Consider the following 14,077-nt stretch of genomic DNA (forward strand, 5'->3'; position numbering starts at 1 on the left):
AAGAGTCACCTGGAATAGGGAAGATGTTGGCACTCCCGGAAACGGATTCCGGAATAATCAATTCGATGCCTCAAGTTGCGTAAGCCGTTCGTGGATTCTCTGCATGCGGCTTTGCTGGGCAGGCACAAGCGCGCTGGAAGCCACCGAGTTGATTCGATTACGCCAGTAAGATAAAGGAATACGGTCTTCGGGAGAAATCCTGCCGATGATGCGTTCAAGGTGAAGAATATCTGTCTCGATCTGCCGGTGATTCATTCGCCACTCCATTAGATACGTTATTTTTGCTTTATTTAAAACGAGATTGCTCTTCATGTGGAACGAATAACCGATCCACACCAGGTATCAAAACGCCGGATTGATACAAATGGGCTGTAGCGCCGCTGTTGCCCCGAACGACGCTGCCGCAAACTCTGATCGCAGCATATCTCAATTTGATGAGTGACGTGTATTGCGCGGAGCCAATGCAGTAAGTATGAAACTATGAGCGTGTTCGAGTCGGAAAAATATTCGTGAATACTTAATACTTCGTTAAACAAATGAGCGCAAAGCGGAAATAATGGCGCTGGTAAAGTTTGGATTTGTTTTCAGCTTCCGCGCCGTGAAACTATTCGTGATTACTGCGTATTTGCATCAGCGATCAAAAAATTCCTGTTGAATCGTTTGCGCGGTTTAAACCAAGTCGCCCTATTGGCGTTTTTTGTTGGAATATCAGTTTGCGCGGATCACGGTTCAGCCTTGATTCATTTGGCGTGGGCGAAGCCAGGGCTGCGCACCCACGTTTACTTCGCGCGGCAGGCGATAAGTAATCCGTTCTGGCCGTTCTCGCTGCTTTGATCCAGCACGTCGTAACTGCCTGCACACATGGCACGCGCGTTTTCCTGACAGTTACTCCAGCCGCCGTTCGAGGGGCAATTGATCATCGAGGTCGGGCGGCCGTCGGATGAAAACAGCGGCGGCGCACTGCTGCATGCGGACAATGCAGAAACAGCCGCGAGAAGCGGCACGAGCGCCAGAGAACGCGCGGCAAATACCCAGGAAAGCTTCATCCCATACCCCTTTTTATCGCTGTTTTTATGATAACGCGAGTATGCCACGCGGCGGTTTCGGGGCGCCTTCCAGGCGTGCGTTTGAAGCTCACACCTGACGCGCCGTATCGACCTCGGCTTCGGGCCACAGGCGGGGAAAAAGGTAGCGAAACAACTTGAGCGGCAACGCAAGCTCGACCGGTCCTTTCGGCGTCTTCGAACTGACGATGCCCAGCTTGAAGAGATCGGCCAACGCGCGGTCCGCGGTTCGGCTTGCAAGCCCCGTCATTCCCTTGAACCGCGTCCTGTCGAGAGATCCGACCGTACCCAGGTACGCAAGCGGTTGCGCAGCCTCGACGCGCAGAAAACGGGTATCGGCCTTGGTCGATTCGGCGGCCAGCATTTGGGCGAGCCTTGCTTCGAACGCCTGCATCTGCAGCATGCTGTCCATGAACCTGATCTGATCCAGATAGACGCTCATGCAGAAGTCTATGAACTCCACCAGACCGCTTTCGCTCAGGACGCCCCTGCCGTCAAGATCGCCTTTGCGGCGCTGATCGGCTGCAATCAGATGCTTGTAGTAATCCGCTTGTTCGCGCGCAAAGCCGCGCATGGGAGACCAGAGCCCTTGCGTCAGCCCAAGCGCAGACAGCCCGATATGCGTATGCAACCGCGCCGTGCGCCCGTTGCCATCCAGAAACGGGTGAATCCATGCAAGCCGGTGATGCGCCGCCGTTAGTGCAATGACAGCCGTTTCGCCAGCCCGCGCGTAGCGATATCCGCGTGTCCACTCTTCCATGAACCGCGGCACAGTGGCCGGATCCGGCGGGATATGCGCGCCGACCTCGACGCCTCGGTCCCGCCAGACGCCCGGCGTGATCTTTTCCTCTTCGCCGTCATCGCCCGTCTGGAGCAAGTCCTGCGCCGACAACTGGTCATGCAAATGCCGATGAATCGCCTGGACGACCGAGCTCTCGAAAAACGCTGTGGAATCGAACGCGGGAAAGGTCTCTTCGCCCCAGCGCTCCGTGCCGATATGCGCCACCGCTATGCGCTGCTTAAGCGCCTCTCCCGGCTTGGCCGAGAAATCCTCCTGCAGCGCGCGCTCGATCAGCAGCGGTTCGGTATGCTGCCCTTCGATCTTGTTCGTATAGTAGGAATTCATGGGACGCAACGCTTCGCGCAACAGATCGCGCAAATGAGGCATGCCATGCGCCGCGAGATCCTTCGCCTGACCGATAACATCCGCCGCCAGTGGACGCAATGTATCCATCTTCAGCTCGGAAGGCAGCATTGGATGCATCTGATGGACCGCGTAGTACGGATATTTCGATTCAGCGAGCGTCATGATTGTTATCTGGCGGATTTAATGGCGAATCTTATGGACACTAAAAAACCATAAAAAACCATTATATTCCAAATAGATATCGACTCCATGGCGAATCTGGTGGCGAATCCTTCGGCAAGAAATTGGTTGGTCAGACCGCGATCCCCAGCGCCACGATCTTCTTGTACATCGTCGCCCGCCCAATGCCGATTCGCTGCGCCGCTTCGGCTACTCGTCCACCACTGGCATGCAGCGCATCGGAGAGAAACTGCTTTTCAAACGACGCCATGGCTTCTGCATATGGCACGACCTCGTCTTCCGCAGATGCCCTTAGCGGTTCCGGCTCCGGCGCGATACTTTCCGCACCCATGAACGACCCCAGCGCGCGGGCATCGATATGCTCGCTGTCCGACAACATCACCGCCCGTTCCAGCGCATTGCGCAATTCACGCACGTTCCCAGGCCACGAATACGCGCACAAGAGGCGCAGCGCGTCGTCGTGAAGAACGAACTGGCCGGCGTGACGCGGGCGGGCATCGGCGGAGAGCTCTTCGAGCATGGCGTACACGAGCGCCTCGATATCCCCTATGCGCTGGCGCAACGGCGGCGCATGGATCGCCAGCACGTTCAGCCGATAAAACAAATCCGCGCGAAACCGTCCGCTCGACACAAGCGCCGGTAAATCCGCCGACGTCGCCGCGATGATCCGCACGTCCGCCCGCACAATGCGGTTCGACCCGAGCGGCTCGAACTCCTTTTCCTGCAACACGCGCAACAACTTGCCCTGCAGCGCGAGCGGCATATCGCCGATTTCATCGAGGAATAACGTGCCGCCGTCGGCGAGTTCGAATTTGCCCACCCGCCCCTTGCGATCCGCGCCGGTATAAGCGCCCGCCGCCGCGCCGAAAAATTCGACTTCGAGGAGGGTGTCGGGAATGGCCGCGACGTTCACCGATACCAGCGGCCGCGCCGATCGCGCCGACGCGCCGTGAATGGCGTGCGCGAGCAACTCCTTGCCGGTGCCCGTCTCACCGGACAACAAAACCGGCGAATCGACCTGCGCGGCGCGCCTCGCCTGGCGCTTGACGTCGAGGCTCGCCGTGCTCGTGCCGACAAAACTTGCAAACGTATATTTCGCGCGCCGCGCCTGTGCCAGCGATTGCCGTGTCGCGATCAGTTCCTGCTGCACGCGTGAATAGTGGGAAAACAGCGGCGTGAGCGCTTTCATTTCATCGAAGAGCGCGAAGCCGATCGCGCCGACCGTTTCGCCGAAATCGTCCTTCAGCGGCAAGCGCGTGACGACCAGCGGTTCGCGATCCGTCTCCAGCAAGTCAAGCAGGATCGGTTTGCCGGTCGTCACGACCTCGCGCATCAGGCTGTTCGGAATCACCGCTTCGCAATCCCGGCCAATTGCGTCTTCCGGATCTGCAAACCCGAAACGCGCGGCGTAGCGCTTGTTGATCCAGACGACGCGCGCATCTTTATCGACGATAAACGTGCCTTCGCTGAAATTCTCGAAGGTCTTGAAGAGCGAATCCATCGCGCGGCGCAAAACGTCGCTGTAATCGACGGGGACGTGCGTCCAGTCGTTGAGCATCAGTGTCTCGTGGGTTTTCTCGATATCGAGACAGGGTATCTCGAAACGTGGAAAACCAGCAAGGCATTACACTACCGGCCGTTCGGCCGCGGTTCAGAGGAAATTCAGCAGAAATTTCGGATAGCTTTCCAACGGTTTTCGTCTCGATTCATGGATTTCCGTCATGAATCCGTCGCCAGGACCGGCGATTATTCCCGGAAAGCCTTGCCGCACAACGATTGGCACGGATGCTGCAATAAAGGCGCGCCCTACCCGGACCGTTCATTGCGCGCCGGGATATACAACAAAGTACGGAGACTCAATGTCGTTCATCATCGTCCTCGCCGCGCTGGCGTTTCTCATGCTGGCCGCGTATCGCGGATACAGCGTGATCCTGGTGGCGCCGCTCGCCGCCCTCGCCGCCGTCCTGCTCACTGAACCCGCGGCTGTCGCGCCGGTGTTTTCCGGCATCTTCATGGAGAAGATGGTCGGCTTCGTCAAGCTGTATTTCCCCGTCTTCCTGCTTGGCGCCGTGTTCGGCAAGGTCGTCGAATTGTCGGGATTCTCGGAATCGATCGTGGCCGCCGCCATTCGATACATCGGCAAGACGCGCGTGAATGCGGTGATCGTGGCGGTGTGCGCGTTGCTCACCTATGGCGGTGTCTCGCTATTCGTGGTCGTGTTCGCCGTCTATCCGTTCGCGGCCGAGATGTATCGGCAAAGCAATATCCCGAAGCGCCTGATGCCCGGCGCCATCGCGCTCGGCGCATTCTCGTTCACGATGGACTCCCTGCCCGGCACGCCGCAGATCCAGAACATCATCCCCACGACCTTTTTCAAGACCACGGGCTGGGCCGCGCCGATTCTTGGAACGGTCGGTTCGCTGTTCATCATCGTGGTCGGGCTGACCTTTCTCGAGTGGCGCCGCCGCTCGGTGATGGCGACCGGCGAGGGTTACGGCACGTCGCTTGTCAATGAGCCGGATCGCGTGGAAAGCGCGCAGTTGCCCAATCCGTTGCTGGCGGTCGCGCCGCTGGTGCTGGTCGGCGTTGCGAACTTCGCGCTGACGAAGCTGATTCCCGTCTGGTACGGCGCGAGTTATTCCGTCGCGCCCGATGTGCTGCCGGGCGTTCATGCGGCGATCGTCACGCCGATCAAATCCGTGGTTGCAATCTGGGCCGTCGAAGGCGCGTTGCTGCTCGGCATCTTGCTGGTCGTGCTGACGGCGTTCGGGCGCGTGCGCGAACGTTTTGCCGTGGGTACGAAAGCGGCTGTGGGCGGTGCGTTGCTCGCCGCGATGAACACCGCCTCCGAGTACGGTTTCGGTGGCGTGATCGCGGCATTGCCGGGGTTTATCGTGGTCAGCAATGCGCTCAAGAGCATCCCGAATCCGCTGGTCAACGCGGCGGTTTCCGTGAGTTCGCTTGCCGGCATCACCGGGTCGGCATCGGGCGGAATGAGCATTGCGCTCGCTGCCATGTCGGACACGTTCATCAAGGGCGCGGAAGCCGCGCATATCCCGCTCGAAGTGCTGCATCGCGTGGTCGCGATGGCCAGCGGCGGCATGGACACGCTGCCGCATAACGGCGCGGTGATCACGCTGCTCGCCGTGACCGGGTTGACGCACCGCGAGGCGTATCGCGATATTTTTGCGGTGACGATCATCAAGACCCTGGCGGTGTTTTTCGTGATCGCCGTGTATTACACGACCGGCCTGGTTTAACCCCCGGCGCGACATCTGGCAAACTTGGCGGCATCGACACCTGATGCCGCCATCCAACATCCTTTTCGACAGGACCCGCCCCATGACTTCATCCGCAGCAACTCCGCTCGCCGGCAAGACCGCACTCGTCACCGGATCGACCAGCGGTATTGGCCTCGGGATCGCCAATGCGCTCGCGCAAGCCGGCGCGAATATCGTGCTGAATGGTTTCGGCGACGCCACCGTGATCCAGAACGCGAAATCGCAGATCGAACAGCACGGCGTGAAGGCCGTGCACCACGGCGCGGATATGTCCAAGGCCACCGAGATCGAAGCGATGATCGCGTTTGCCATCGAGCAATTCGGCGCCGTGGATGTACTCGTGAACAACGCGGGCATCCAGCACGTCGCGACCATCGATACCTTCCCGGTCGAGAAGTGGGACGCCATTATCGCGATCAATCTGACCTCGGCGTTTCACACCATGCGGGTTGCGTTGCCGAAAATGCGCGATAACGGCTGGGGTCGCGTGATCAATATCGCCTCGGCGCACGGGCTGGTGGGCTCGGTGGGGAAATCGGCGTATGTGGCCGCGAAGCACGGCATTGTCGGTTTGACGAAAGTAGCCGCCCTCGAAAATGCGCGCACGGGCGTCACGGTGAACGCGATTTGCCCGGGTTTCGTGCTGACGCCGCTGGTGCAAAAGCAGATCGACGATATCGCCGCGAAGGAAAACATCTCGCCGGACGCGGCGCGCTCGAAGCTGCTCGGCGAGAAACAGCCGTCGGAACAGTTCGTGACGCCGGAGCAGATTGGCAAGCTGGCGGTATTTCTCTGCTCGGAAGCCGCCGATGAAATGCGCGGTTCGGCGCTTCAGATCGATGGCGGCTGGACGTCGCAGTAGGCGTGCCGCCTGTCACATCAATTGGTAATATCGGGGTTCCCAGAACGGAGACTCCGATGACTGCCGAACACAATCGAACAGAAGAAGCGCAGGCGATGCAGCGCATCGTGAACGCCACACAGCAGGTCCAGGCGGCGTTCACGGCATTACAGGGGCAGTTTCCGCCGAACGGCGACGGCCGGCCTACGCAGATCGCATTGCAGACTTTCGACGCTGCGTTGCAGGAACTCGAAGAAGCGCAAGGCGCCTTCGACACCATGCTGAACGATCTCTTCGACGGAAATCGATAAGCGGCATTCAGGCGCCGCGCAAGACGGGAACCACCGCCGGCGCCTTTCCCGAATCTGCAACCGGCACGGGTTCTTCCGGGTTCAGGCCTTCCCAGGAGACGCCATTGGTAGTCTGTAGCCGCGCAGCAGCCACGCACGCCTCGACCAGTTCCTTGAACGAAGTCGCCGCCGATGTCTTCCTGATTACCGCCTCGCCTTCCAGCGCGCTGTCCGGCACGACCAGCCCGACAATCAGATCCGCCGCCCCTGCCCGCTGATGCAATCGGCGCAGCAGATTGCGCAAGTAAGGCGGCGATTCGGCGGCATCGAAAGAAATCACGCAGATCAGCGAAACGCCGGTCAGGTCGACTTCATCGAAACGGGTACGGGAAAAACGCTCGTACGGCGCGAGATCGGCGCCCAGTCCGTGCTTGCGAAACAGTTGCACGGCAATCGTCGCGGCCAGATCGTCCAGCACGCCGCGCCCCGCGATGCACAGCACGGACGACGTATGCCCTTCGCTGGCAGCATCGAAATGAGCAGGCGGCGCTTCGTGGAAAATGCCCGCCTCGCGATCCGACATCTCCAGGCTTGCCGGCGGTTCTTCATCGGGGCGGGCGGCCATCACCACGTCCTCGACCTCTTCCAGCCCTTCGATGATATCCATCGCAGATTCGTTGATGCGCTTCAACTGGTCCGCCGTCACCACGCCGCGCAGCACGTCCTGATGCGCGATCCGCAAACCCTCCAGCGCGACCTCGTCGTAATACGCGCTGAGCGAGCGCTCCTTGAGTAGCGATTCGGCCTGTACGAGCGCTTCGTCGGGATCGTTGGCGAGCAGCCGCTGATAAAAATTCTCCGCCGGCGTCAAGGCTGGACGATCACCGAAAAGCACGTCGAGAAATTCCAGCCGATCCACATGACGCCCGAGAATCACGAGACACAGCGTCAATGGCGTAGATAAAACCAGCCCGATCGGCCCCCAGATCCAGCTCCAGAACACCGCCGCGACAATCACGGCAAAGGGCGAAAGACCCGTGCTGTGGCCATAAAGCATCGGTTCGACGATCTGGCCCGCGACGATGTCGGTGACCCCGAAGAGCACGATGGTCCAGATCATCATCGACCAGCCGGGACCGACGGCTGTCGCGAAGACAACGGCCAGCAGCGCCGCGATCCACGTCCCCACATAGGGCACGAACCGCAGCAATCCGGTCAGCACGCCGAACAGCAACGCGCCGGGCACGCCGATGATCGCAAGGCCAATCGAAATCACGATACCCACACCCATGTTGATACCGAGCTGCGCCAGGAAATATCGCGACAGCCGCCGCGCGGCTTCGTCCATGGCGGTCGTTGCGCGGTGCAGGTCGCGCGATCCGAACAGCCGGATCAGCCGGTCGCGCAGGTCTTCTCGCTGCAACAGGATAAATATCGCCACGACAAGGACAATGCCCGTGGTCTCGAGCGGACTGATGATCGGCGACAGGAAGCGCTGGGCAAGTTCCACTGGCGAAGGGGATGGCTCGTGGACTTCGACGGGCATGGGTGCGTCGATAGGAGACGCTGTCTGGTTCTCCTGGCTCTTGCGGATTTCCTCCTGCCGGTTCGGCGATATCCGTTTCAGCGCGGTTGCCGCCTTGCCAAGGAACGCATCGGCGCGGCCGACTGTCTTCTCCTGCACGGCATCGATTTTCCGTTCTACGGCGACCTGATAACGCGGCAGGTCGCTGGCGAGCTGCGCCACTTGCGCACCGATCAGCGCGCCAACCGCCGTCAGCACAGACAACGCAACGAGCACGGCCAGGATCACCGATGGCACTTGCCCCAGTTTCAACCGCCGCAACAAATCGACGAAAGGCGCAACCAGGAAGCTCAACAACACCGCGAGAATGATCGGGATAAGCACCGCGCGCCCAAAATACAGCGCGCAGATCACCACCACGCCGGTGACCAGCGAAAGCAACGCCCGCATGCCCGGCGCCTCGGGAGGCAAGACCTTCGACGCGGGCCGGCGCGGGACGGGATTTGGTGTCATCACATCTTTCTCTTATTGGCTTTAGCGGGGTTCATGATGCGGTCGCGCCGGCGATCCATCAAGGATCTCCGGCCAAGCGTTGCGCTGGTTTGTAGAGTTGTCAGCCGCGAGCCGGTGTCCTGCGGTCTCGGGAAACGCACACGCCCGCCATGCATGAGCAAAGACCATGCCATTCGGGCGGGTATTTGACGGTGAGGCAATACGGGAGCCGCAATCAGCCCGCCATGGTCACCATGCGGCGGATGCGGCTCGCCATGGATTCGAGCGTGAAGGGCTTGGTGATCATCTCCATGCCGGTGTCGAGAAAGCCGTTGGCGCGCGTGGCCGACTCGGCGTAACCCGTCATGAACAGCACGCGGAGCGCGGGGCGAGTGGCCCGGGCGGCATCGGCAAGCTGGCGGCCGTTCAGCCCGGGCAAGCCGACATCGGTGACCAGCAGGTCAATACGCGCCGGCGAATTCAGTATCGCAAGTCCGGACGGTCCGTCGACGGCCTCCAGCACCTCGTAATTCAGGTCGCGCAGGATCTCGCACACGAGCTCACGCACCGACGCATCGTCTTCAACCACCAGGATCACGTGGCCGCCGGCTGCGCGATGCGCTTCCGTCAGTTCCGTTGTCACCTCGGTCTTGCCCGCACCGCCGGTGAACCGCGGCAAATACAGCCGGATGGTCGTACCGGCATCGGGCGCGCTTTCGATGGTCGCGATTCCGCCCGATTGCTTGGCAAACCCGTACGCCATCGATAAACCCAGCCCCGTGCCCTGCCCGAGCGGCTTGGTCGTATAGAACGGATCGAAGGCGCGCGCCTTGACGTCGTCGGGCATGCCGGCGCCCGTATCCGACGCCGATACCACCACGTACTGGCCCGGCGCGACATCGGGATGCGACGTTGCGAACTCGGGCCCCAGCTCCACGTTGTCCGTCTCGAGCGTCAGGCGGCCGCCTTCGGGCATCGCGTCACGCGCGTTGATCGCGAAGTTCAGCACGGCGTTTTCGAGCTGATTTGCGTCGCAGCGCGTGAGCCAGAGTCTCGGATTGGGAATCACGCGCGTATCGATCGCCTCGCCCATCGTGCGCTTGAGCAGATCGTCGATGGAATGCAGCAACTCGTCCGCGTTCACCGGCTTCGGGTCGAGCGGCTGACGCCGCGAAAACGCCAGCAGACGATGCGTCAGCGATGCGGCGCGGTTCGCAGCGCCGGTTGCCATCGTGATGAAGCGGTCGATGTCGTCCGTCCGGCCGAGCTGGGTATAACGGCGGATCAGTTCGAGCGGACCGGTAATGCCTTGCAGCAGGTTGTTGAAATCGTGCGCGATACCGCCCGTCAGTTGCCCGAGCGCCTCCATCTTCTGCGCCTGACGCAAGGCCTCTTCGGTTTGCTGCAGCGCGTGCTGGGTTTCCTTTTCGCTGGTGACATCGCGGCCGTTGCCGTACAAGGTGTCGCCCTCGGGCGCCGCAACCCACGATACCCATCGGTAAGACCCATCCTTGTGACGGTTACGATTTTCAAACCGCACGATCCCCGAACGCGCGACGGATTGCAGCGCGGTTTCGGTGGCTTCCACGTCATCCGGATGAACGATTTCCGCGAACGACTTGCCGATCAGTTCGTCCTCGCGAAAACCCAGGATGTCGGTCCACGCGGGATTGACCGCGCGCAGCACGCCCGAACTGGTCGCCACGATAAAAAGATCGCGCGAATTGCGCCAGATGCTGTTGCGCTCGCGAGTGCGGGCATCGACTTCGGCCGCGAGCGAATCGTTCAGGCGGCGCAATTGCGTTTCGCTCACGCGCAGGCGTTCTTCGAAACGCTTGTGGCCCGTGATGTCGTAGGTCACGCCAAGAAAACGCAGGCCGCCGCTGCTGTTGGCGATGGCTTCGCCGCGCCGTGCCATCCAGCGCTCTTCGCCATTGTCCGCGCGGCGGATGCGATATTCGAGGTAATCCAGCGCGCCCGTATGCATGTCCTGGTGCGCCGTCAGCACGCGTGCGCGGTCATCGGGATGCACGAGGTCCAGCAGCACGTCGAGATGGGTCTCATGGCGGGGCGTCAAACCCCACTGCCAGCAAAGTTCCTCCGATACCGCAATACGCCCGCTGTCCGGAAACAGCTCGAAGGTACCAATTCCGCCGGCCTGCTGCGCGATCCGCAAACGCTCTTCGCTTTCCCGCAGCGCGCGGTCGCCAGCGTGCCGCTCGATTGCCAGCGCCGTCACGCTCGCCACTTGCGCAATGTCGTCCAGTTCTTCGGGCGACGGCTTTTTCGGCATCGAATAGTAATTGGCGAAGGTGCCGAGCACGCGGCCATCGGCGGCGCAAATGGGCATGGACCAGCACGCGCGCAATTCGAACTTCCGGGCGATATCGCGAAAAGCGGCCCAGACCGGGTCTGTATCGATGTCCTCGACAATCACCGGTTCCCCGCGAAACGCCGCGGCCCCGCACGATCCCATTAAAGGGCCGGTTTCGAGGCCGTCGACAATGCGGTTGTATTCGTCGGGCAAACTCGGCGCCGCGCCATGAACGAGGCGTTTTCCGGTGGCATCGACCAGCAGCACGGAGGCGCGCATGGGCTGCTCCGAGCGGTTTTCCACCCGATGGATCACGTGTTCGAGCACTTCGGCGAGCGGCATGCCGGCCACAACGCGTCCCAGTACCGCGCGCTCGAATTCAAGCTGGCTCAGCGTCGAGAACAGTGGGGGTTTTTGCATGGTCCTAAGCAAAAGCCGGTAGGTCGCAGGTGGCGTAATGCACGACAAAACATACAGACTTTACGCACAACGCGACGGAATGTTCCAAATCTTAGCATCCGGGTCACACGTGCCACGGATTAGCTACCCGGATGAACAATTTGTGTACACCCATGCTGCGTCGGCTATTGGCCTGATCGCAATTATGTTTTTGGCACTCGGGCATGCATTGTGCGAGATTTCACGTGGTGAGCAGCACGCATTTTTCTCGGATTCCATTGGATTGATATGGCAGTTGAATCGCCCTGCATCAGCATCTGCAAGTTCGACAGCAAAACCGGCCTGTGCATTGGCTGCTTGCGCACGAAGGACGAGTGCAAGAAGTGGAAGAAGCTGAAGAACAAGGCCCGGACAAAAATCATCGACGACAGGCCCAAGCGCGAAGAGAAGTTGAAGAAGGCGCGCAAATAAGGTCGCAAGTTTCGCCAAGCAGACTTACCCATAAAAACGCGTGACGGCTTAACGCGAATCCAATAAATCACGGACACGAAAACCCAACAAAGGGAGTTCAGTCATGGTTAATCACGTTAAGTTGAACCGCATTTTGACGGTAGTCGCCGCGGCGCTTGTGACCTCGTTCGCCGCGCAAGGAGCCGTGGCGCAAACCACGGGCATGAATCACGGACAGAGCCCGAACGACGACATGAGCGCACCGGCGAATAATCCTCGTCTGATGCCGAATGCGCCGCTCGGGAGCGAATATCCCAGTCACGGCAATGTGCAGGCCGGAGAGATGAACCTGAATCCGACCGATCCGCGCGCTCAGCTGGTCAACGGTTTGCCCAATAACACGCAAAGCGGCGGTTATGGCTCGCCGCTCGCGGGCAACAAGGCGAACGTGCCGCAGAATTGAGTTGCTGAAGCGAGGCTGTGCGGTGGATGGCTTGCGGCGGTTCGCGCGAATGCGCTCAATGTCGCCAAAACCGATTTCGCGCACGCCTCGCCTCCCTGCAGGCATCAGTCATCGGGCGTTTTGTACGGCAACGGTAGCCTGGAAGGCGTGGTCGTGGTGTTGTCGATAACCCGATCCACGTCCGCTGTCTTTTCCAGCTCGGACAGAAACTTGGCGGTATCGAATTGCTTCGATACACACCCTTGCACATAGATAAATCGCCGCTGCAGCGTGAGCCATAGCGTCGAATTTTCACGCCAGTGCACGGTCGCGTTGATTGCGTTCAGACGCCGTTGCACGGCTTCGGCAATCTCGCCATCGTATCGATACGCATTGGACAAGCGGCATCGCCCCTCCACCCAGCAACTATTGCCGCGCTCGATGCGGTAATGGGCATCGTCGAGCCATTCCTGGTCGGTCTGCAACGGACCCAAAGGCGCGGGGCAATGCGCAACAGCCGTAGATATCTGAAAGAACGGATCGTTACCGTGATTCGTGCGCGCACCCGCTGCGATCGCATTAGAGCCCGCAATTGGACTCGCGAACGCAAACAGAGTGCAACACATGGCGGACCGGATCAGTGCGTTTGATGGGTTCATCGGCGTGGGATCGAGACGGCGATATCGCAAGAATACGCGCGTGAGCAAGCTTCGCTGGAACACTCCCCGACACGCGAGCACAAACCCGCACAATTCCCCGCAGATTCAAGACAGACGCGGGAGAGCCGCCTACCTACACTGCGGCTTCCTCTCCCTCGAACGCTCCCACTGTGCGCAAACGTCTGTCTCACCTTTGTCTTTCGACGCTCGGCCTGACCGGTGTCTCACTGGCGCACGCCGAGAACATCTATATGTTTTCGCTCGTGACCGGCATCGCACCGCGATATGAGGGTAGCCGCGATTATCGGCCGGTCGTCGCGCCGGTTATCGCCGCCCAGTTCGACAACGGCTTTTTTCTTAGCCCCATGGAAGGCGCCGGCTACAAGAAGGAATTTGCGAACGGCTTGTTTGTATCGACGGCGCTCGATTACGACTTCGGCCGCAGCGACAGCAATCGCGCCGACCTGCCCGGCTCTAATTACCTCAAGGGCATGGGCCGCATTCCGGGCTCGCTGATGCTCTCTGTGCAGGCGGGCGCGCATGTGTTCGGTACATCGACCATCAGCATGACGCTCGACCAACCGCTCACACATACCGGCCGCGGCTTGAGCGGTCACGTCGCCATGACCGTGCCGGTTCTGCAAACGCCCACGAATCAAGTCGATATCACCGGCTCCATCCACGCGGGCACCGGGCGTTATGCGCAAACCTTCTTCGGCGTTACCGACGCACAAGCGGCCAATAGCAACTTCCGGCCTTATTCGGTGAAAGGCGGTATCGACAGCGCGAAGGTTTCGGTTGGCTGGACCGCCACCGTCTTCTCCCCACGATGGTCCGTGCACACCGAAGCTGGCGCAAGCCGTCTTATCGGCAATTCCGGCGACAGCCCGATCGTGCAGAAGAAGGTCAATTACTTCGCGATATCGGCGCTGACCTACCGCTATTGATCCCCCCTCGTTCCCGTCGATCCTTTACGACCCTGTCCTGTTACCG

13 protein-coding genes are annotated in these 14,077 nt (G+C 60.4%); 6 read left to right on the forward strand and 7 right to left on the reverse strand.

The genetic code is table 11. The features are described 5' to 3' along the window. Positions 1-57: 57 nt before the first annotated feature. From AXG89_RS19530 to AXG89_RS19545, 4 genes are all read right to left on the reverse strand, one after another. Positions 58-255 carry a hypothetical protein gene (locus AXG89_RS19530; RefSeq protein WP_062003755.1) on the reverse strand — a complete coding sequence of 66 codons (198 nt, stop codon included), beginning with the start codon at positions 253-255 and terminating at the stop codon, positions 58-60. 524 nt (positions 256-779) lie between these two features. Beyond that, complete coding sequence (locus AXG89_RS19535; RefSeq protein ID WP_062171802.1) at positions 780-1,046, reverse strand: hypothetical protein; 267 nt, start codon at positions 1,044-1,046, stop codon at positions 780-782. Positions 1,047-1,134: 88 nt separating this feature from the next. Next, positions 1,135-2,373 carry a Fic family protein gene (locus AXG89_RS19540; RefSeq protein ID WP_062171804.1) on the reverse strand — a complete coding sequence of 413 codons (1,239 nt, stop codon included), beginning with the start codon at positions 2,371-2,373 and terminating at the stop codon, positions 1,135-1,137. Positions 2,374-2,503: 130 nt separating this feature from the next. Further along, a complete protein-coding gene (locus AXG89_RS19545; protein ID WP_062171806.1) occupies positions 2,504-3,949 on the reverse strand; it encodes a sigma-54 interaction domain-containing protein in 1,446 nt (481 codons plus the stop codon). A gap of 301 nt (positions 3,950-4,250) precedes the next feature. Between AXG89_RS19545 and AXG89_RS19550 the strand changes: the two genes are divergently transcribed. The 3 genes from AXG89_RS19550 to AXG89_RS19560 all read left to right on the forward strand — a co-directional run bounded on the left by AXG89_RS19550 (position 4,251) and on the right by AXG89_RS19560 (position 6,824). Then, positions 4,251-5,651 carry a GntP family permease gene (locus AXG89_RS19550; RefSeq protein WP_062171808.1) on the forward strand — a complete coding sequence of 467 codons (1,401 nt, stop codon included), beginning with the start codon at positions 4,251-4,253 and terminating at the stop codon, positions 5,649-5,651. A gap of 82 nt (positions 5,652-5,733) precedes the next feature. Next, the gene (locus tag AXG89_RS19555) at positions 5,734-6,534 is read left to right on the forward strand and encodes a 3-hydroxybutyrate dehydrogenase (RefSeq protein WP_062171810.1); all 801 of its coding nucleotides are present in this window, start codon (positions 5,734-5,736) and stop codon (positions 6,532-6,534) included. Positions 6,535-6,590: 56 nt separating this feature from the next. Continuing rightward, positions 6,591-6,824: a hypothetical protein gene (locus tag AXG89_RS19560; protein ID WP_062003494.1), complete on the forward strand. Its 234-nt coding sequence runs from the start codon at positions 6,591-6,593 to the stop codon at positions 6,822-6,824. Positions 6,825-6,831: 7 nt separating this feature from the next. Here AXG89_RS19560 and AXG89_RS19565 read toward each other — a convergent pair whose 3' ends face one another. Next, entirely contained in the window at positions 6,832-8,841 is a 2,010-nt protein-coding gene (locus AXG89_RS19565; protein ID WP_082771507.1) for an AI-2E family transporter, read from the reverse strand. A gap of 214 nt (positions 8,842-9,055) precedes the next feature. After that, positions 9,056-11,554: a PAS domain-containing protein gene (locus tag AXG89_RS19570; protein ID WP_062171812.1), complete on the reverse strand. Its 2,499-nt coding sequence runs from the start codon at positions 11,552-11,554 to the stop codon at positions 9,056-9,058. A gap of 267 nt (positions 11,555-11,821) precedes the next feature. On the opposite strand from AXG89_RS19570, the gene AXG89_RS19575 reads away from it, so the two are divergent. Both AXG89_RS19575 and AXG89_RS19580 read left to right on the forward strand, forming a co-directional pair. Beyond that, complete coding sequence (locus AXG89_RS19575) at positions 11,822-12,004, forward strand: DUF1289 domain-containing protein (RefSeq protein ID WP_062171814.1); 183 nt, start codon at positions 11,822-11,824, stop codon at positions 12,002-12,004. A 103-nt stretch (positions 12,005-12,107) separates the two neighbouring features. Further along, positions 12,108-12,446 carry a hypothetical protein gene (locus tag AXG89_RS19580; protein ID WP_119024671.1) on the forward strand — a complete coding sequence of 113 codons (339 nt, stop codon included), beginning with the start codon at positions 12,108-12,110 and terminating at the stop codon, positions 12,444-12,446. A gap of 104 nt (positions 12,447-12,550) precedes the next feature. Here AXG89_RS19580 and AXG89_RS19585 read toward each other — a convergent pair whose 3' ends face one another. Continuing rightward, positions 12,551-13,084 (reverse strand): hypothetical protein, encoded by a 534-nt coding sequence (locus tag AXG89_RS19585; RefSeq protein WP_119024681.1) that lies wholly within the window; start codon positions 13,082-13,084, stop codon positions 12,551-12,553. A 251-nt stretch (positions 13,085-13,335) separates the two neighbouring features. On the opposite strand from AXG89_RS19585, the gene AXG89_RS19590 reads away from it, so the two are divergent. After that, entirely contained in the window at positions 13,336-14,031 is a 696-nt protein-coding gene (locus AXG89_RS19590) for a MipA/OmpV family protein (RefSeq protein ID WP_062172601.1), read from the forward strand. Positions 14,032-14,077: the final 46 nt, after the last annotated feature.

Source organism: Burkholderia sp. PAMC 26561 (assembly GCF_001557535.2).
Lineage (GTDB): Bacteria > Pseudomonadota > Gammaproteobacteria > Burkholderiales > Burkholderiaceae > Caballeronia.

Coding starts and splice junctions, on each gene's coding strand:
- AXG89_RS19575 (WP_062171814.1), top strand. CDS start 11,822: ATGGCAGTTGAATCGCCCTGCATCAGCATCTGCAAGTTCGACAGCAAA.
- AXG89_RS19580 (WP_119024671.1), top strand. CDS start 12,108: ATGGTTAATCACGTTAAGTTGAACCGCATTTTGACGGTAGTCGCCGCG.
- AXG89_RS19545 (WP_062171806.1), bottom strand. CDS start 3,949: ATGCTCAACGACTGGACGCACGTCCCCGTCGATTACAGCGACGTTTTG.
- AXG89_RS19590 (WP_062172601.1), top strand. CDS start 13,336: ATGTTTTCGCTCGTGACCGGCATCGCACCGCGATATGAGGGTAGCCGC.
- AXG89_RS19550 (WP_062171808.1), top strand. CDS start 4,251: ATGTCGTTCATCATCGTCCTCGCCGCGCTGGCGTTTCTCATGCTGGCC.
- AXG89_RS19555 (WP_062171810.1), top strand. CDS start 5,734: ATGACTTCATCCGCAGCAACTCCGCTCGCCGGCAAGACCGCACTCGTC.
- AXG89_RS19540 (WP_062171804.1), bottom strand. CDS start 2,373: ATGACGCTCGCTGAATCGAAATATCCGTACTACGCGGTCCATCAGATG.
- AXG89_RS19530 (WP_062003755.1), bottom strand. CDS start 255: ATGAATCACCGGCAGATCGAGACAGATATTCTTCACCTTGAACGCATC.
- AXG89_RS19560 (WP_062003494.1), top strand. CDS start 6,591: ATGACTGCCGAACACAATCGAACAGAAGAAGCGCAGGCGATGCAGCGC.
- AXG89_RS19535 (WP_062171802.1), bottom strand. CDS start 1,046: ATGAAGCTTTCCTGGGTATTTGCCGCGCGTTCTCTGGCGCTCGTGCCG.
- AXG89_RS19585 (WP_119024681.1), bottom strand. CDS start 13,084: ATGAACCCATCAAACGCACTGATCCGGTCCGCCATGTGTTGCACTCTG.
- AXG89_RS19570 (WP_062171812.1), bottom strand. CDS start 11,554: ATGCAAAAACCCCCACTGTTCTCGACGCTGAGCCAGCTTGAATTCGAG.
- AXG89_RS19565 (WP_082771507.1), bottom strand. CDS start 8,841: ATGACACCAAATCCCGTCCCGCGCCGGCCCGCGTCGAAGGTCTTGCCT.